Raw genomic sequence first — 17,976 nt, 5'->3', positions numbered from 1 at the left:
TCGTCATGGCTCTGCCCGCTCTCGGCCCGGCCCTGCCGGAAATCATCCTCGCCGTCGGCGCCATCGCGATGGTGCTGATCGGCGCGATCCAGGGTGAGCGCGCGACGCGCCTGCTCGAAGGCCTCGCGCTCGTACTGCTTGCGGTCGCGTTGGTGCTGGTCGTCTCGGCCGGCGGCAAGCTCCTGACCTTCAACAACGGCTTCATCGCCGACGGCTTCTCCCGCTTCATGAAGGTGCTGACGCTGATCGGCGCCGGCGCCACGATCCTTCTCTCCGCCGACACTCTGCGGCGCGAGGGGGCGATGCGCTTCGAATTCCCCATTCTCGTCGTGCTCGCGACCATCGGCATGATGATGATGATCTCGGCCAACGATCTCATCAGCCTCTATGTCGGACTCGAGCTGCAATCGCTGGCGCTCTATGTCGTCGCCGCTTTCGACCGCGACAATGCGAAGTCGACCGAGGCGGGCCTGAAGTACTTCGTGCTGGGCGCGCTCTCCTCCGGCATGCTGCTGTATGGCGCCTCGCTGGTCTACGGCTTCACCGGCACCGTCACCTTCTCCGGCATCGCTGCGGCGACGCAGGGCGGGCATGCCGGCATCGGCCTGATCTTCGGCATCGTCTTCATCGCCGCCGGCGTCGCATTCAAGATCTCGGCCGTGCCGTTCCATATGTGGACGCCGGACGTCTATGAGGGCGCTCCGACCCCGGTCGCCGCCTTCTTCGCCTCGGCCCCCAAGATGGCCGCCATGGCGATGGTGGTCCGCATCTTCGTCGGCGCCTTCCCGGGCGCGATCCAGGACTGGCGCCAGATCATCGTCTTCATCTCGATCGCCTCGATGGCGCTCGGCGCCTTCGCCGCGATCGGCCAGCGCAATATCAAGCGCCTGCTCGCCTATTCCTCGATCGCGAACATGGGTTACGCGCTGGTCGGCCTCGCCGCCGGCACCCCCGGCGGCGTGCAGGGCGTGATGACGTATATGGCGATCTATCTCGCCACGACGCTCGCCGCCTTCGCCTGCGTGCTGATGATGCGCCGTGACGGCAAACTGGTTGAGGACATCTCGGAGCTTGCCGGCCTGTCCCGTACCAATCGCTGGATGGCGTTCGCGATGTCGATGATGATGTTCTCGCTCGCCGGCATCCCGCCGCTCGCCGGCTTCTGGGCGAAGTGGTACGTCTTCCTCGCCGCGATCGAGGCCAAGCTCTACGTGCTCGCCGTCGTCGGCGTGATCACCAGCGTCGTCGGTGCCTACTATTATCTGCGCCTCGTCAAGGTGATGTACTTCGACGATCCGAAGCCGGCCTTCGAGACTGCGGATTACGGTGTGCGCACCGTGCTGCTGTTCTCGACCATCTTCGTGCTGGTGCTTTCGCTCCTGCCGGCGCCGCTCTTCAATGCGGCAGAGGCAGCGGCGAAGTCGCTCTTCTGAGCCGAGGGCGCGTGCTCGGTGAGGCCGCCCGCGCCGCGGGCTACCGGCTGATCATTCGGGACGAGGTCGGCTCCACCATGGAGGAGGCTCGTCGCGCGCTCGATCAGGGCGAGCCGGGCAAGCTCTGGATCGTCGCCCGCAGCCAGAATGCGGGCAGAGGGCGGCACGGCCGGCAATGGGGTTCGCCCCCCGGCAATCTCTATGCGAGCCTGCTGCTGACCGACCCTTGCGAGCCGGCCCTGGCGCCGCAGCTCGGCTTCGTGGTGGGGCTCGCCCTGCACGATGCCGCCGCGAAACTGCTCGGCCCGGCCGCGTCGGGACTCAAGCTGAAATGGCCGAACGACCTGTTGCTCGACCGCGCCAAGACCTCGGGCCTGCTGCTCGAAGGCGAGAGCCGGGCCGGGCGGCTCAACGTCATCGTCGGCTGCGGGGTCAACATCGCGTCCTGCCCCTCCGACACGCCCTATCCCGCGACCTTCCTCAAGGCGGCGGTGCCGCAGGCCAATGTCGAGACGATGCTGACGGGGCTGAGCGATGCCTTCGCCCAGCGCTTCGCCATCTGGTCCCAGCCCGGTGGCTTCGGGCCGATCCGTGCCGCCTGGCTCGAGCGCGCCGCCTTTCTCGGCGAGACCATCACCATCCGCCTGCCTGACGGTCCGCTGGCGGGGCGATTTGTCGGTCTCGACCCGACAGGGCGTCTTGAACTCGAAATGGAAGCCGGCCGGCGGGTCATCGATGCGGGCGATCTCTTCTTCGGAGCGGCCTGAGATGCGTGGGCGGCCATGCTGGCCTGCCGCGTCGCGACCATGCTAGAGGAATTCGTCGGTTCCACGCGGTCATCCCGGGCGGCCGAAAGGACGACCCGGGATCCATGCCGGAACGCGAGCCGGAATCGCGCCGGCATGGATCCCGGATCTCCGCTTCGCTTCGTCCGGGATGCACCGCGTATCCCGAAAGACCTCCCGGAAGTCGGCATCGGCGCGCAATGATGCGCTGTTGGCGACTGCCATGCCTTCAGGATTGCCAGTGACCCGTTCCAGCGACCAGCTCGTTTTCGTTCCCCTCGGCGGCCTCGGCGAGATCGGCATGAACGCCGCTCTCTACGGCTTCGGGCCCGAGGGGAGACGCAAATGGATTCTGGTCGATTGCGGCCTGTCCTTCGCAGGCCCGGAAGCGCCGGGCGTCGATATCGTGCTGCCCGATCTGCGCTACATCATCGAGGAGCGGGCGAACCTCCTCGGCATCGTCATCACCCATGCCCATGAGGACCATATCGGCGCGCTCGCCGCGCTCTGGCCCAGCCTCCGCGCGCCGGTCTATTGCACGCGCTTTGCCGCCGGCCTTCTCGCGACGCGCCGGCTTTCGGAGCCGGGCGCGCCGAATGTCGAGATCAACGTCGTGCCGCAGGGTGGGCGCATCACGCTTGGACCGTTCGACATCGAATATGTCCCCGTGGCCCACTCGATTCCCGAGTCGAACGCGCTCGCCATCCGCACCCCGGCCGGCCTCGTCGTCCATACCGGCGATTGGAAGATCGACCCGACGCCGCGCGTCGGCCTGCCAACCGATGAGAAGCGCCTGCGCGAGCTCGGCGAGGAGGGCGTGCTGGCCATCGTCTGCGACTCGACCAATGTGATGCGCGACGGCATCAGCCCGAGCGAGGCCGACGTTGCTGCCAAGCTCAAGGAACTGGTGGCGTCGGCGCCCGGTCGCGTCGCAGTCACCACCTTCGCTTCCAACGTCGCCCGGCTGCGCGCCGTCGCCGAAGCCGCAATGGCTGCCGAGCGCGAGGTCGTGGTCGTCGGCCGTGCCATGGACCGCGTCATCGACGTCGCGCGCGAATGCGGCTATCTCGATGGTATCCCCGCCTTCCGGCCGGTCGATGCCTATGGCTATCTGCCGCGCGACAAGGTCGTGGCGCTGCTGACCGGCAGCCAAGGCGAGCCGCGCGCCGCGCTCTCGCGCATCGCCGCGGACGACCATCCCGAGATCGCGCTCTCGCCGGGCGACCGCGTGATCTTCTCGTCGCGCACCATCCCCGGAAACGAAAAGTCGGTCGGCAACATCCTCAATGCGCTGGCCCGCGACAACATCGAGATCATCACGGACCGCACCCATCTCGTGCATGTCTCCGGCCATCCCCGCCGCGAGGAGATGGCCAGGCTCTATGGCTGGCTGAAGCCGCAGATCGCGATTCCCGCCCATGGCGAGGACCTGCATCTCGCCGAGCATGAGAGCTTCGCCCGCAGCCTCGGCGTGAAGCATGTGCTGCGCGCCGGCAATGGCGACGTCGTGGCGATCTCGGGCGAGGGCGCCCGAAAGGTCGATGAAGCCCCGCACGGCCGTCTCTATCAGGACGGCTCGCTGCTGGTGAACGCGCTGGAGAAGACGCTGCAGGAGCGCCGGCGGCTCTCCTTCGCGGGCATCGTCTCGATTGCGGTTGCGGTCGACGAGAAGGGCAGTATTGCGGGCGAGCCGGAGATCGCCGTGCTCGGCCTGCCGCCGCGCACCCGCGACGGCACCGATTTCGACGAATATGTCGCCGACACCGTCGGCGAGCTGCTCGACGGTATCCCCAAGGCCCGCCGCCGCGACCCGGAAGCCCTTCGCAACGCGCTGGAGCGCGGGGTGCGCAGTGCCGTGAACGAGGAGTGGGGCAAGAAGCCGCTGGTGCATGCGCTGGTGGTCGAGGTGTAGAACGGGCGCAGCGCCGCCGGGCTGGAGAAGACGAAGATGATCGGACGCCTCAACCATGTCGCCATCGCGGTGAAGGACCTCGCGGCCGCGACGGCGCTCTATCGTGACACGCTGGGTGCGCGGGTGTCGCAGCCGCAGCCTGAGCCGGAGCACGGCGTCACCGTGGTCTTCGTCGAATTGCCGAACACCAAGATCGAGTTGCTGGAGCCGCTCGGCGCCGACTCCCCGATCGCGAAGTTCCTCGAGCGCAATGCCGACGGCGGCATCCACCACATCTGCTACGAGGTTGACGACATCCTCGCTGCGCGCGACCGGCTGAAGGCGCAGGGCGCGCGCGTTCTCGGCTCGGGTGAGCCGCGCATCGGCGCCCATGGCAAGCCCGTGCTCTTCCTGCATCCCAAGGATTTCCTCGGCACGCTGGTCGAACTGGAACAGGCCTGAACGTCATGTCCGAGATCGCTTTCGTCGGGGAGCCCGAGCCGGGCTCGCCACGTCCCTTCAGCGCGGCGACCGCTGCCGGCGGCATGATCTTCGTATCCGGCCATTCGGCGCCGCACGACCCGGCGCGCGGCATTCATCGCGGTGATACGCCGGCGGACGAGGTCCGCAACGCGCTCGGCCGCATCGCCGAAATTCTGGCGGAGACCGGCAGCGGGCTCGACCGCGTCGTGCAGATGACCATGCTGATCACCGATCCCGCCGACTATGCCGCCTGCAACGCCGAATATGTGAAGCATTTCCCGAACGGCCTGCCGGCACGCCACACCGCGCGCTTCGGCGTGCCGACCGAGGCCCGGGTGGCATTTTCCTGCATCGCTCTGGCCGGGAGGGGCGCATGAACGTCGTCGGCGGCCTCGCGCTCTACTTCGTGATCTGGTGGATCACGCTCTTCGCCGTTTTGCCTTTCGGCATCCGCAGCCAGCACGAGACAGGGGATGTCGTCGAAGGTACGGAGCCCGGCGCGCCGATCCTGCCGGGGCTGCTCAAGAAGGCCGCGGTCACCTCGGTCATCGCCGCGGTGATCTTCGCCGGTGTCTGGTATGTCTGGGTGACCTACGACATCTGAGCGCGGCGCCCCAGGTTGCGGGGCGTTTCCACCTGCAGTCGATCTGGGAAGGTTCGTCCGGCAGCTCGCCGGAGAGCCGGCAAAGAAAAAGGCAAGGCCACTGCCTTGCCTTGGGTAGTCTTTTTTACCGCAGCATCGGCGCGCGTCTAGTTGCGTGCGACTCGGATACTAGGCGGGCGTTTGTCCTCCCGAGACCTGGTCCGCAGCGCCCTGTCTAGCAAAGCGCTCCCAGCGGGAGATGGTCTAGCTGATTGTGACGGCTCTGTCATCAGTTTAGACAAATGCAGCCTGAAATTTTTGCAAGTTTGATCTCCATTGCACTTGTGCAGTGCAACAACGTTCTTTTCGCCGGTGCCCGCGGCCGTGCTCGCGAGGGAAGGGTGCCTTGTTCCGGTCAAAGGATATCGCTACCTACGGCCATCCGCCGGGCTCGCCGGTGGCCATGGAGATATTCATGCTGCGCAGCTCGCTCGCCGCCCTTGCAGTCGTCGCCTCGCTCGGTTTCGCCCAGGCCCAGAGCCCGAAGCCGGATCCGGAGAACACCGTCATCCTCGAGACCAAGGACGGGCCTGTGACGATCCGCCTGCGGCCGGATCTGGCACCGAAGCATGTCGCCCAGATCAAGGCTCTGGTGAAGCGCGGCTTCTATGACGGCATCGTCTTCCACCGGGTCATCGACGGCTTCATGGCCCAGACCGGCGATCCGACCGGAACCGGCACCGGCAAGTCCGACCTGCCGAACCTGCCGGCCGAGTTCACTCCGACCCCCTACAAGGTCGGCTCCGTCGGCATGGCGCGCTCGCAGTCGCCGGATTCGGCGAATTCCCAGTTTTTTATCTGCTATGAGGGTTGCGGCCCGCTGACCGGCCAGTACACGCTCTTCGGCGAGGTCGTCTCCGGCATGGACGCCGTGCGCAAGATCAAGAAGGGTGCGCAGGGTAGCGGCCAGGTGACCGGCCCCGACAAGATCGTCCGCATGCGGATGGCCACCGACGCCAAGTGAGATGTAACCGGGGAGGGCTGGAACCATGCTGCGGACGGCCCTTTCAGGCATTCTCACTCTGCTGATCCTCGGCGGCGGCGCGGGCGCGCAGGATACGCGCGACCTCGGTCTGCCGCCTGCCTCCGGCTCGCAGAATCCCGTGCTGCCGCCGCCTTCCGGCTCCCAGAATCCGATCCTGCCGCCTCAGAGCGGTCAGCGCTATAACCCCGGCATCGGCGGGCCGTTCGGCGGCGACAAAGACATTCCGGGCATGGAGCAGCGCCGCATAGGGGCGCAGAGTCTGATGCGCCGCAACGGCGAAATCGGCCTGATCGGCTCGGTTTCGCCGGAGACGCCGCGGGAAGAGGGGGGGACCGCCGACAAGCTGGCCGATATCGCGCCGGCCCTGCGGCGCTGCTGGAATCCGCCGCCCTTGCCGGGGGATCTCACTGGCGCGATGGTTTCGCTTCGCTTCAGCCTGCGCCGCGACGGCAGCCTCTTCGGGCAGCCGCGCGTGACTTGGGAGACGCGACGCGGCGATCCCGAGTTCCAGAGGCGCTTCAGCGATTCCGCCGTTGCCGCCATCCATTCCTGCACACCGATGAGGTTGTCGAAGGGCCTCGGAGCGAGTATCGCGGGGCGACCCTTCATCATCCGTTTCCACGGCCGTGTGCCGCCTAACGAAAGGCAGAGCTAATGTCGCTCGATCCCGAAAACACCCTCGTGATGGAAACCACCAAGGGCAAGGTGGTCATCAAGCTGCGCCCCGACCTCGCTCCCGGCCATGTCGAGCGCATCAAGCTGCTTGCCCGCGAGGGCTTTTATGACGGCATCGTCTTCCATCGCGTCATCGACGGCTTCATGGCCCAGGTCGGCTGCCCGCATGGCACCGGCACCGGCGGCTCGAGCTATCCGGACCTGAAGCAGGAGTTCAACGCCGAGCCGCATGTCCGCGGCATCTGCTCGATGGCTCGCGCGCAGAATCCGAACTCGGCCAACAGCCAGTTCTTCATCGTGTTCGACGACGCGCGCTTCCTGGACAAGCAGTACACGGTCTGGGGCGAGGTCGTGGAAGGCATGGACAATGTCGACAAGATCAAGCGCGGCGAGCCGGTGCGCGATCCCGATTCGATCGTCTCGATGAAGGTGATGGCCGACGCGGCCTGAGGACTTCGCTCAAGGCGAGCCCTCGTCCCGAGGTGCCGCGCTTGCGCGGCGTCTCGAAGGGCGGTTCCAGTACACACTGGCACATCCTTCGAGACACGAGCTCCGCTCGTTCCTCAGGATGAGGGCTCGCTGCTTTTGGAAGAGTCTTGCTGACGATGGATGTCGGTCTCTTCGACTTCGACCTGCCGGAAGATCGGATCGCGCTGAGGCCCGTTAGCCCGCGCGATGCGGCGCGGCTGCTCGTGGTGCGCCCGGATGCGCCCGAGCCGCTGGAGGATCGCGGCATTCGCGATCTCGTCTCGCTGCTCCAGCCCGGGGACGCGCTCGTCCTCAACGACACGCGCGTCATTCCCTCCCGCCTGCGCGGCCGGCGCTATCGCGGCGCCGATTCGGCCCGCATCGAGATCATGCTGCACAAGCGCGAGAGCGATGATCGCTGGCTCGCCTTCGCCCGGCCGGCCAAGAAGCTGGCGCTCGGCGAGACCGTGGTCTTCGACGTGGATGGGGCGAGCAATGCGTGCGAGCTCGGCAGGCTGCAGGCCGAGGTGATCGGCAAGAGCGAGGGGGGCGAGATCGAGCTGCTGTTCAGCCTGACCAGCGCCTATCTCGACGAAGCGATCGCGCGGCTCGGCGAATTGCCGTTGCCGCCCTATATCGCCGGCAAGCGCCCGACGGACAGCGCCGATGCCACAGACTACCAGACGAATTTCGCCCGCAACGACGGCGCCGTGGCAGCGCCGACCGCCGGGCTGCATTTCACGCCAGAGCTTCTGGCTGAATTGGAGGCGCGCGGCGTCTCACGCCATTTCGTCACGCTGCATGTCGGCGCTGGGACCTTCCTGCCGGTGAAGGCGGAGGATACCGACGAGCATCGCATGCATTCCGAATGGGGCACCGTTTCGGCCGAGACGGCGGCTGCCCTCAACGCCGTCAAGGCGAAGGGCGGGCGGATCGTCTGCGTCGGCACCACCTCGCTGCGCCTGATCGAGAGCGCGGCGGGTGAAGACGGAACCATCCGGCCTTTCTCGGGCGACACGGCGATCTTCATCACGCCTGGCTATCGCTTCCGGGCGGTCGACCTGCTGATGACGAACTTCCATCTGCCGCGCTCGACGCTGTTCATGCTCGTCTCCGCCTTCTGCGGGCTCGACATGATGAAGCGGGCCTATGCCCATGCGATCGCTGCGAATTATCGCTTCTATTCCTACGGGGACGGCAGCCTGCTCTTCCGGGCAGGCTGAGCGTCCCGGGCCCTTTGGCGGGCCTTATTTCGCCGGCACTCCGTTCTGCCATTCCGCCCAGTTGGCAGTGATGTGATCGACCACCCGCGAGCCGACAGCTTCGATATTGGCGACGGTCTCGGCAAAGCCGCCGGCGGTCTGGCCCGGTGCCGGGTCGAGATGCTGCAGCGTCGTCTCGTTGGGGTTGCCCTGGTCGAAATTGACCGCACCGCGCAGGCTCAGGATCCGGTCGGTGCCGAATTGGCGCTTGATCACCAGCGTGATCGCGGCGGCTTCCATCTCGGTGATGACATAGTCGTCGGCGCCGTAGAGCTTGGCCATGTACTGCGCTTCCTTCGACAGGCCCGGCCCGTGGAAGAAGGTGTCGCCGGTCATATGCGTGCCAACGGTCACGGATGGCGCAGCCTGCGCCCGCTTGTCGGGGTAGCGCATGCGATACTGCTTGGCCGAGTCGGAATCCTGCAGGTTGACGCCCGAGCTGAGCTTCACCGCCCAGTTGACGAGCGCGGGGTTGAGCTGGAAGACGCGGTAGCTCTCATAGCCCTTGCGCGGCATGAAGACGGGCTCGCCCGGCTTGCCTTCCTCCGGCGCCCAGCGATGGCCGAGGTCGTAGTCGACCAGCCAGCTGCCCCAGGAGACGTCGCCGATCGTGCCGCGCGAAGGCGGCGTGCCGGCAACGCCGCTGATTACGAAATAGGTCTGGGAGAAGTCATAGGCCGGATCGAGCAGAATCGCCTGCATCGAGGACGAGGAATTGACCTTGCCCATGCCGAGCACTGCGCCGCAGACGCCGTCGTCGTTGCAGTAGATCGGCTTCAACGCGCCTTTGACCGTGTGCGGCTGGCTCGCCTTCCAGTAACGCTCGTACCAGTGCTGGAATTCGCCCGCCCGGTCGCCCATGTTCTCACCGATCTCGAACATGGCGCCGACGAAGACCTTGACCTTGATCGGCTGGGTTTGCGCCGCGGCGGGAAGCGCGAGCGAGCCGAATGCAAAGGCGGCAAGGGTCAGGGCGGCGAGGCCGCTCCGTCTGGCGGTGATCTGATTCATGGGTCTCTCCACGGCCAAAACTGAAAGGGCCGTCCGGGTCGGGCGCAGCAAGCGCTGCGCCGCTTCTGCCATGGCGCGGGCAGGGGCGTCCATCGCGGCTTTGTCATAGGCGTGACGATCCGTTCGCTGAACCGGCTCGCCTTCGCCGCTCGAAAATGCTACCGGGCTCCCAACAGGGATTTTGACAGTCAAATGGCCGATATTTTTCGCGAGATCGATGAGGAAGTCCGGCGCGACAAGGCGGCGGAGCTTTGGAAGAAATATGGCTGGCTCATCACCGGCCTCGCAGTGCTGGCCGTAGTCGCGGTAGCAGGCTGGCAATTCTGGCTGCACCGCGAGAACCAGGCCTCGCAGGCCGTGGGCGCGCGTCTCGAAGCGGCCCTGAAATCCTCCCGAGACGGTGACAGCACGCAGGCCGAGACGATCCTGAAGGAACTCGCCAGCGGCGCGCCCGCCGGCTATCGCCTGATCGCGCGCTTCCGCCTTGCAGCCGAAACCGCCAAGGGCGATGCGGCTGCCGGCATTGCCGCCTTCGATGCGCTCGCCAACGACGCCACGCTGGACGCGACCTATCGCGACCTCGCCAAGCTGCGTGCCGGCATCCTGCGCGTCGATCTCTCGCCCTATGCGGAGGTCAAGACGGCACTGGAGCCGCTGGCGAGCCCGCAGGGGGCCTGGCGCCATTCGGCCCGCGAATTCCTCGGCATCTCCGCGCTCAAGGCCAATCAATTCGACGAAGCCGGCCGCTGGTTCGATGCCGCGATCACCGATCCGCAGGCTCCGCAGGCTCTGCGCCAGCGCGTGGAACTGTATCTCGCCCTCGTCCGCGGCGGGCCCGTCACGGTGAAGAACTGAACCGGAGCCTGGCTCCCAACGCTTCCGTCACTCCGTTCCGGTCTTGCGGCCGCGCCGGAGTGACGATGGAATGTGAAGTCTGATGACAGCCATCGTCGCCCTCATCGGCCGGCCCAATGTCGGCAAGTCGACGCTGTTCAACCGGCTCGTCGGCAAGAAGCTCGCGCTGGTCGACGACCGGCCGGGCGTCACGCGCGATCGCCGCGAGGGCGATGCCACGCTCGGCCATCTGCGCTTCAAGGTCATAGATACGGCCGGCCTTGAGGAGGCGGACAAGGATTCGCTCGCCGGCCGCATGCGCGCCCAGACCGAGACCGCGATCGCCCAGGCGGATGTCGTGGTGTTCATGATCGATGCGCGCCTCGGCCTGACGCCGATGGATCAGCCCTTTGCCGATCTGGTGCGCCGCTCCGGCAAGCCCGTGATCCTGCTCGCCAACAAGGCGGAGGGAAAGAAGGGCGCTGACGGCATCATCGACTCCTATTCGCTGGGCCTCGGCGACCCCGTGCCGTTCTCGGCCGAGCATGGCGAGGGTACGGCCGATCTGCTCGAAGCTCTGGTACCCTTCATCCCGGACGAGCCCGAGGAAGAAGAGGAAGACCCCTGGGCGGACGTTCCGGCGGAGGTTGCCGACGAGGACGACAATCCCGACCGGCCGCTACGCGTCACCATCATCGGCCGCCCCAATGCCGGCAAGTCGACCCTGGTCAACCGCATCATCGGCGAGGAACGTCTGCTGACCGGCCCCGAGGCCGGCATTACCCGCGACACCATCTCGGTCGACTGGGAATGGCGCGGCCGCAAGGTCAAGCTCTTCGATACTGCCGGCATGCGCAAGCGCGCGCGCATCGAGGAGAAGCTTGAGAAGCTCTCCGTTGCGGATTCGCTGCGCGCCATCCGCTTCGCCGAAGTCGTGGTCGTGCTGCTCGACGCCACCATCCCCTTCGAAAAGCAGGACCTGACGCTGGTCGACCTGACGGAGCGCGAGGGCCGGGCCGTCGTCATCGGCCTCAACAAATGGGACCTCGTCGCCGACAAGCAGGGCCTGCTCGCCGAGCTCAAGGAGAAGGCCAATCATCTGCTCGCGCAGGTGCGTGGCGTGCCGATCGTGCCGCTTTCCGGCCTCGCCGGTGAGGGCATCGACCGGCTGATGCAGGCGGTGTTCTCGGCCTACGAGGTCTGGAACCGCCGCGTCTCGACAGCGCGCATCAACCGCTGGCTGGAAGGCGTGCTCTCGGCGCATCCGCCGCCGGCCGTGGCCGGGCGGCGCATCAAGATTCGTTACATGACGCAGGCCAAGGCGCGCCCGCCGACCTTCGCGCTGTTCGGCAACCAGCTCGAGCATCTGCCGATCTCCTATGTCCGCTATCTCGTGAACAACCTGCGGGAAGGCTTCGACCTGCCGGGCACGCCGATCCGGCTGCACCGGCGCGGTGGCCAGAATCCCTACGACAAGGAGCGCAAGGGCTGATGCGGATCGCGGTCGTCGGCGCCGGAATCGCCGGGCTTTCCACCGCCTGGTCGCTGAACAAGCGCGGGCATGACGTCACGCTCTTCGAGCAGGCGCCGCAGATCCCCAACCCCTACGCTGCCTCCGGCGACCAGCACCGCATCATCCGCCGTGCCTATGCCGGCGCAGACGGCTATGCCCGCACCATCAGCGAGGCGTTCGAGGCCTGGGAGGAGCTCTGGGCCGATCTCCGCACGCGCCATTACGCACCCTGCGGCACGCTTGGCGTCTCGCAGACGCCGGATGACGAAGGCGACGCCTATCTGCAGGGGTTCGACCGAGTCGGCTCGCCCTATGAGCTCTACGAGCCGGCGGAAGCATCCCGGCGCTACCCCTTCCTCGACGCGGCAACGATCCGCTACGCCTACCTCAACCGGGAGGGCGGTGCGCTGTTTCCGGCCCGCATTGCGGTCGGGCTGGTGCGCCTGCTGCGCGAGCGCGGAGCCATGATTCGCGAGGGCGTGGAGGTTGCAGCCATCGATCCGGAGGCCGGCAAGCTGACCCTGGCCGATGGCGAGCAGGCGAGCTTCGACCGCGTCGTGGTGTCGGCCGGGGCCTGGGTGCTGAAGCTGCTGCCCGATCTGGCCGAGACCCTGACCACCTATCGCACCGCGGTGGTCTATCTCGGCCCGCCGGAGGATCTGAAGGCAGCCTGGCAGGCGGCGCCGGTCATCGTCGATGTCGGCGGCACGATCGACGGCTACGTCCTGCCGCCGGTCGACGGAACCGGGCTCAAGTTCGGCGCCGGCATCCACAAGCGCCCACGCCAGCCAGCCGAGGAGCGTGAGCCGCGCCTAGGCGAGGGCGAGATGCTGCGCGACTATTTCTCGCCGCCCTTCGCACGCATCGCCGAGTACCGGGTCGATCGCGTCGTGACCTGCGCCTACACCTTCACCGCGGACCGCAAGTTCCTCTCACGGCAGATCGGCCGGGTGACGGCTGTCTCGGCCTGCTCCGGCCATGGCTACAAGTTCGGAGCCTCGGTCGGCCGGCGCGTTGCGGCGGCGGTCGAGAGCGGCGATCAGGCCGGGCTGCTGCGCTGGCTCAGGGCCGAGTGAGCACGGCGGGGCGCGCATGCTCGAAACCGTGAGCGCGCTTTTCGTCGACCGGGACCGGAAGGTGCTGCTCGGGCTGCGCGCCGTCTGGAAGCAGGCGTGGCCCGGCCATTGGGACGCGATCGGCGGGCGCGTGGAGCCCGGAGAGGCGCTGGAGCGCGCTCTGATCCGCGAGTGTCGCGAGGAGGTCGGGCTGACGCCGACCCGATATGAACTCGTGCTGTCGGAAGCCGAGCGCTTTCCCGAGCGCAATGGCGCGGCGCTGCACCACATCTACGTCGTCAGCGCCTGGGAAGGCGGCGAGGCTGCCAATCTCGTCGACGAGCATGACGAGATCCGCTGGTTCAGCCTGGAGGAAATGGCGGCTCTCCCCAACCTGACCATTCTCGACCTGATCACACTCGCGCGGGCCTCGCAGGGCTGACGCAGCCGGCTCAGGCCGGCAGCTGCGGGTTCAGCACCTTGCCCTGCGGGAAGTCGAAGATCTTGCCGCTCTCGGTCCAGTCCGGCGAGGCGAGCCTGACCAGATGCGGCGCCAGATCCTCCGGCGTCTTCAGCGTCATCGGGTCCTCGCCCGGCATCGCCTCGGCGCGCATGCGGGTGCGCAGCGGCCCTGGATTGACCAGCATGACCTTGACCGGCGTCGTTGCCGTCTCGGCAGCGTAGGTGCGCCCCAGCGCCTCCACGGCGGCCTTAGAAATCGAGTACGGCCCCCAATAGGCCGTGCACTTATGCGCAGCGCCGGACGACATCAGCAGGACACGGCCTGCATCCGAGGCGCGGAGCGCCGGATCGAGCGACTTGATCAGCCGCCAGTTGGCGGTGACGTTGGTGTCGAGCACCTTGGCCCAGTCCTTCTCGGTCGCGTGGCCGAGCGGGGTGAGAGGGCCGAGGATGCCGGCGTTCGCCAGCAGGATGTCGAGCTTGCCCCAACGTTCCAGCAGGGCAGGGCCGAGCTTTTCCAGCCCCGTGGCGTCGCTGAGGTCGAGCGGTACGAGCGTGGCGGCTCCGCCGATCTCGCGAATCTCGTCGTCGAGCTCCTCCAGGGCGCCGGCCGTACGGGAGAGCGCGACGACATGGGCGCCGGCCCGCGCGAAGGCGAGCGCGGCGGCGCGGCCGATGCCGCGCGAGGCGCCGGTGACGAGCGCGAGGCGCCCCTCGAGAGGCTTGGTCATATCGGCTTCCGGTGGCTCAGCCGGCTTCGGCCAGCAGGGAGATCTGCTGCTTGGCGCTCTCGCCGATCACGTCGGTCAGTGAGGTCGGGTAGTCGCCCGTGAAGCAGTGGTCGGTGAATTGCGGCCGCGCGGGGTCGCGCCCTTCATGGCCCATGGCGCGGTAGAGCCCGTTCACCGAGATGAAGGCCAGCGAATCCGCGCCGACGAACTGCCGCATCTCCTCCAGCGAATGCGTGGCGGCGAGCAGCTTCTCGCGGTCGGGCGTGTCGATGCCGTAGTAGTCGGGATGGGTGATCGGCGGCGAGGAGATGCGGAAATGCACCTCGCGGGCACCGGCCTCGCGCATCATCTTCACGATCTTGAAGGAGGTCGTGCCGCGCACGATCGAATCGTCCACCAGCACGACGCGCTTGCCCTCGACGACCGAGCGGTTGGCCGAGTGCTTCAGCTTGACGCCGAGCTCGCGGACCTTCTGCGTCGGTTCGATGAAGGTGCGGCCGACATAGTGGTTGCGGATGATGCCGAGCTCGAAGGGGATGCCGCTCGCCTGCGAATAGCCGAGCGCTGCCGGCACGCCGGAATCCGGCACGGGCACGATGACATCGGCATCGGCCGGGGATTCCTGCGCCAGCACCGCGCCCATTGCCTTGCGGCGCTCATAGATGCTGCGGCCCTTCACGATGGAATCGGGGCGGGCGAAGTAGATGTACTCGAAAATGCAAGGCCGCTCGGGCACCGGCGGAAAGGGCTTGTGGCTCTCGATACCGCTCTCGGAGATGATCACGACCTCGCCGTTCTCGACCTCGCGGATGAACTTGGCGCCGATGATGTCGAGCGCGCAGGTCTCCGAGGTCAGGATCGGGCAGCCGTCGAGCTCGCCCAGCACGAGCGGGCGGATGCCGAGCGGATCGCGTGCGCCGATCAGCTTCTTGTTGGTGATGCCGACGAAGGCATAGGCGCCCTCGATCTGGCGGATCGCCTCGATGAAGCGGTCGACGAATTGCTGCTTGCGGCTGCGGGCGACGAGATGGAGCAGGACCTCGGTGTCGGAGGTCGACTGATAGATCGCGCCGTCGCGGACGAGATTGCGCCGCAGTGTCAGGCCGTTGGTGAGGTTGCCGTTATGCGCCACGGCGAAACCGCCGCCATGCAGCTCGGAGAAGAGCGGCTGGACGTTGCGCAGAATAGTCTCGCCCGTCGTCGAATAGCGGACGTGGCCGATGGCCTGCTTGCCCTTGAGCTTGTCGATGACGCTCGCTTCCGAGAAGGCGTCGCCGACGAGACCGAGGCGGCGCTCGGAATGGAAGCGGTTGCCGTCGAAGGAGACGATGCCCGCCGCCTCCTGGCCGCGATGCTGGAGCGCGTGCAGGCCGAGCGCGGTCAGCGCCGCCGCGTCGGAGTGGCCGAAAATGCCGAAGACGCCGCATTCCTCCCGCAGCCGGTCGGCATTGGGGTCGAAGGCGGTCTCAGTCTCGGTCTGCGAGATCATGGCGAGCTCCACGCGTGGGGACGGTGACTCTACGCGTCAATTAGGGACGGGTTGGGGCGGGTGCAACCGGTGCCGGCGCCGCCGGGCTACGCGGTTCCTCCGCCGGGGCCTCGGTGGTTTCCTCCGGCTTCTGCTTTTTCAGCAGGTTTTTGATGAAATCGGCGTTCACATCCTGCGGCAGCATCGCGAGCAGCGAGCGCCCGGTCTCCTCCAGCACAGGCTTGGCCTTGGCGTCCTTGGCCCAGGTCGGCATCTTCTCGTTGCCGACCAGCCCTGTGAAGAAGAGATAGCCGATCACCGCCAGCAGCAGACCGCGCGCGGCGCCGAAGACGAAGCCGAGCGTGCGGTCGAGCGCGCCGATGCGCGAATCGAGCACGAAGTCGGAAATCTTGGCCGTGACGATCGAAACGACGATCAGCGTGGCGAGGAACAGCGCGGCGATCGAGGCGACGAGGGCGATCGTGTCCTGCGCCGAGCTTGCCGGGATGTATTGCTTCACGAAGGGCAGGAGCTGCGGGTGGAACACCCAGGCGACCGCTGCGGCGGCGATCCAGGAGGCGATCGCAAGCACTTCGCGCGTAAAGCCGCGGACGGCAGCGAGCAAAGCCGAGATCAGAACCACGCCGATGACGACGAGATCGAGAATGGTTACAGGCATGGGAGGGCCGCTTTGCTGTGGTCTGGTGCCGGCCGGCCGCAAATAGAGTGACCGTTTCGGCTTTGCTATACGCGTTCCCGCCGTCTGCGTCACCCTTTCGGGGAAGTCATTTCACATCTCTGCGAGGTGCGCGCGCGGCAATATCGGCAACGAGTTCCGTGACATGGCCGAAACGGCGCAGATTGAGCCCGCCGCCATCGCCGTGATCGGCTCCACCGGCAGGCATCAGCGCGGCCTCGAAGCCGAGTTTGGCGGCCTCTCGCAGGCGGGCCGGCGTGACCGAAACCGGCCGAATCGCGCCCGATAGCGCGATCTCGCCGAAGTAAACTCCGTGAGGCGGCAGGGTCGCGCCGCTGAGCGAGGACACCAGCGCCGCCGCGACCGCGACATCGGCCGCCGGCTCGTTGACGCGCAGGCCGCCGGCGACGTTGAGGTAGACGTCGTGCTGCCCGAGCCGCAGGCCGCCATGCGTTTCGAGCACGGCGAGCACCATGGCGAGGCGGCTGTTCTCCCAGCCGACCACGGCGCGCCGCGGCGTGCCGAGTGACGTCGGCGCGACCAGCGCCTGGATCTCGACCAGGACCGGCCGCGTTCCTTCGATGCCGGCGAAGACCGCCGCACCCGGCGCCGGTTGGTCGCGTCCGGAGAGGAAAAGCGCCGAGGGATTGGTGACCTCCGACAGTCCCTTGCCGGTCATCTCGAAGACGCCGATCTCGTCGGTCGGACCGAAGCGGTTCTTCTGGCCGCGCAGAACGCGGAAAGCATGGGCGCCTTCGCCCTCGAAGGAGAGCACGGCATCGACCATGTGTTCGACCACGCGTGGGCCGGCGATCTGGCCGTCCTTGGTGACGTGGCCGACGAGAATCAGGCAGACGCCGCTGGTTTTGGCATAGCGGATCAGCGCCTGCGCCGAGCCGCGCACCTGCGTCACCGTGCCCGGCGCGCTCTCGACCTCGCCCGACCACATGGTCTGGATCGAGTCGATCACCACGAGGGCAGGGCGCTGGCCCTGGCCGAGCGTCGCGACGATGTCCTCGACATTGGTCTCGGCCGCGAGCTCGACCGGCGCCTCCGCCAGCCCCATGCGCTCGGCGCGCAACCGGACCTGGCCGGTCGATTCCTCGCCCGAGACATAGACGACGCGCCTGCCGGAATTGGCGAGCGCGGCGCAGGCCTGCATCAGCAGGGTCGACTTGCCGATGCCGGGATCGCCGCCGATCAGCAGCACCGAGCCCGGCACGAAGCCGCCGCCGGTGACGCGGTCGAGTTCGCCGATACCGGAGATGATGCGCGGGGCATCCTGAGTCTCGCCCTTCAGCGTCTCCAGCGCGAAGACACGGCCGCGCGCCCGCCCGTTCGAGGACGGCCTTCCGCCGCCCGGGACGGGCGCAACCTGCGCATCTTCGACCAGCGAGGACCATGTCCCGCAGGCGTCGCATTTGCCCTGCCAGCGGTGATAGACCGCGCCACAGGCTTGGCAATGGTAGGTCGGACCGCGCTTGGCCATCAGCCGAGGAGCCGCGGTTGGCAAGGCGCGAATGTCATTGCAGCCGCGTCATGCTCGGGCTTGACCCGAGCATCTCCTTCCGAAGACGGCG

General features: G+C 67.2%; 19 protein-coding genes. 14 read left to right on the top strand and 5 right to left on the bottom strand.

Translation table 11 applies throughout. From position 1 onward, the window contains the following. Nucleotides 1-5 precede the first annotated feature (5 nt). The 10 genes from nuoN (at nucleotide 6) to queA (ending at nucleotide 8,586) form a co-directional block, all read left to right on the top strand. On the top strand, nucleotides 6-1,433 hold the full coding sequence (gene nuoN, locus AC1DIN_RS13635; RefSeq protein ID WP_441470613.1) for an NADH-quinone oxidoreductase subunit NuoN: 1,428 nt from the start codon (nucleotides 6-8) through the stop codon (nucleotides 1,431-1,433). A gap of 11 nt (nucleotides 1,434-1,444) precedes the next feature. Then, entirely contained in the window at nucleotides 1,445-2,200 is a 756-nt protein-coding gene (locus AC1DIN_RS13630; protein ID WP_476810195.1) for a biotin--[acetyl-CoA-carboxylase] ligase, read from the top strand. 259 nt (nucleotides 2,201-2,459) lie between these two features. Continuing rightward, entirely contained in the window at nucleotides 2,460-4,130 is a 1,671-nt protein-coding gene (locus AC1DIN_RS13625; protein WP_441470611.1) for a ribonuclease J, read from the top strand. 36 nt (nucleotides 4,131-4,166) lie between these two features. Continuing rightward, nucleotides 4,167-4,571 (top strand): methylmalonyl-CoA epimerase, encoded by a 405-nt coding sequence (mce, locus tag AC1DIN_RS13620; RefSeq protein WP_476810194.1) that lies wholly within the window; start codon nucleotides 4,167-4,169, stop codon nucleotides 4,569-4,571. A gap of 5 nt (nucleotides 4,572-4,576) precedes the next feature. After that, nucleotides 4,577-4,969 carry a RidA family protein gene (locus AC1DIN_RS13615; protein ID WP_476810193.1) on the top strand — a complete coding sequence of 131 codons (393 nt, stop codon included), beginning with the start codon at nucleotides 4,577-4,579 and terminating at the stop codon, nucleotides 4,967-4,969. Then, complete coding sequence (locus AC1DIN_RS13610) at nucleotides 4,966-5,196, top strand: DUF1467 family protein (RefSeq protein ID WP_441470608.1); 231 nt, start codon at nucleotides 4,966-4,968, stop codon at nucleotides 5,194-5,196. Before AC1DIN_RS13615 ends, AC1DIN_RS13610 begins: the two co-directional genes overlap by 4 nt. A gap of 454 nt (nucleotides 5,197-5,650) precedes the next feature. Continuing rightward, on the top strand, nucleotides 5,651-6,199 hold the full coding sequence (locus tag AC1DIN_RS13605) for a peptidylprolyl isomerase (RefSeq protein WP_441470607.1): 549 nt from the start codon (nucleotides 5,651-5,653) through the stop codon (nucleotides 6,197-6,199). A 25-nt stretch (nucleotides 6,200-6,224) separates the two neighbouring features. Continuing rightward, nucleotides 6,225-6,875, top strand: coding sequence for a hypothetical protein (locus AC1DIN_RS13600; protein ID WP_476810192.1), 651 nt, complete (start codon nucleotides 6,225-6,227; stop codon nucleotides 6,873-6,875). Next, nucleotides 6,875-7,345, top strand: a complete 471-nt coding sequence (locus tag AC1DIN_RS13595) for a peptidylprolyl isomerase (RefSeq protein WP_291658294.1) — start codon at nucleotides 6,875-6,877, stop codon at nucleotides 7,343-7,345. The genes AC1DIN_RS13600 and AC1DIN_RS13595 overlap by 1 nt, the downstream gene beginning before the upstream one ends. Nucleotides 7,346-7,500: 155 nt before the next feature. Continuing rightward, nucleotides 7,501-8,586, top strand: coding sequence for a tRNA preQ1(34) S-adenosylmethionine ribosyltransferase-isomerase QueA (gene queA / locus AC1DIN_RS13590; protein WP_476810274.1), 1,086 nt, complete (start codon nucleotides 7,501-7,503; stop codon nucleotides 8,584-8,586). 24 nt (nucleotides 8,587-8,610) lie between these two features. Here queA and AC1DIN_RS13585 read toward each other — a convergent pair whose 3' ends face one another. Beyond that, complete coding sequence (locus AC1DIN_RS13585) at nucleotides 8,611-9,636, bottom strand: purine-nucleoside phosphorylase (protein ID WP_476810191.1); 1,026 nt, start codon at nucleotides 9,634-9,636, stop codon at nucleotides 8,611-8,613. Nucleotides 9,637-9,828: 192 nt separating this feature from the next. On the opposite strand from AC1DIN_RS13585, the gene AC1DIN_RS13580 reads away from it, so the two are divergent. The 4 genes from AC1DIN_RS13580 to AC1DIN_RS13565 all read left to right on the top strand — a co-directional run bounded on the left by AC1DIN_RS13580 (nucleotide 9,829) and on the right by AC1DIN_RS13565 (nucleotide 13,480). Then, nucleotides 9,829-10,491, top strand: coding sequence for a tetratricopeptide repeat protein (locus tag AC1DIN_RS13580; protein ID WP_476810190.1), 663 nt, complete (start codon nucleotides 9,829-9,831; stop codon nucleotides 10,489-10,491). 82 nt (nucleotides 10,492-10,573) lie between these two features. Beyond that, complete coding sequence (gene der / locus AC1DIN_RS13575) at nucleotides 10,574-11,962, top strand: ribosome biogenesis GTPase Der (RefSeq protein ID WP_441470602.1); 1,389 nt, start codon at nucleotides 10,574-10,576, stop codon at nucleotides 11,960-11,962. Then, a complete protein-coding gene (locus tag AC1DIN_RS13570; protein WP_476810189.1) occupies nucleotides 11,962-13,059 on the top strand; it encodes an NAD(P)/FAD-dependent oxidoreductase in 1,098 nt (365 codons plus the stop codon). Before der ends, AC1DIN_RS13570 begins: the two co-directional genes overlap by 1 nt. A 16-nt stretch (nucleotides 13,060-13,075) precedes the next feature. Then, nucleotides 13,076-13,480 (top strand): NUDIX hydrolase, encoded by a 405-nt coding sequence (locus AC1DIN_RS13565; protein ID WP_476810188.1) that lies wholly within the window; start codon nucleotides 13,076-13,078, stop codon nucleotides 13,478-13,480. Nucleotides 13,481-13,490: 10 nt separating this feature from the next. Here the strand turns inward: AC1DIN_RS13565 and AC1DIN_RS13560 are convergent, their stop codons facing one another. The 4 genes from AC1DIN_RS13560 to radA all read right to left on the bottom strand — a co-directional run bounded on the left by AC1DIN_RS13560 (nucleotide 13,491) and on the right by radA (nucleotide 17,885). Beyond that, nucleotides 13,491-14,231: an SDR family NAD(P)-dependent oxidoreductase gene (locus tag AC1DIN_RS13560; protein ID WP_476810187.1), complete on the bottom strand. Its 741-nt coding sequence runs from the start codon at nucleotides 14,229-14,231 to the stop codon at nucleotides 13,491-13,493. Nucleotides 14,232-14,247: 16 nt separating this feature from the next. Then, the gene (gene purF / locus AC1DIN_RS13555; RefSeq protein ID WP_441470598.1) at nucleotides 14,248-15,720 is read right to left on the bottom strand and encodes an amidophosphoribosyltransferase; all 1,473 of its coding nucleotides are present in this window, start codon (nucleotides 15,718-15,720) and stop codon (nucleotides 14,248-14,250) included. Nucleotides 15,721-15,760: 40 nt separating this feature from the next. After that, entirely contained in the window at nucleotides 15,761-16,378 is a 618-nt protein-coding gene (locus AC1DIN_RS13550) for a CvpA family protein (protein WP_441470597.1), read from the bottom strand. A 106-nt stretch (nucleotides 16,379-16,484) separates the two neighbouring features. Next, complete coding sequence (gene radA, locus AC1DIN_RS13545; RefSeq protein ID WP_476765120.1) at nucleotides 16,485-17,885, bottom strand: DNA repair protein RadA; 1,401 nt, start codon at nucleotides 17,883-17,885, stop codon at nucleotides 16,485-16,487. Nucleotides 17,886-17,976: the final 91 nt, after the last annotated feature.

This window comes from Allobosea sp. 05T438, from assembly GCF_056396025.1.
This window is presented reverse-complemented; position numbering and strand designations above follow the sequence as displayed.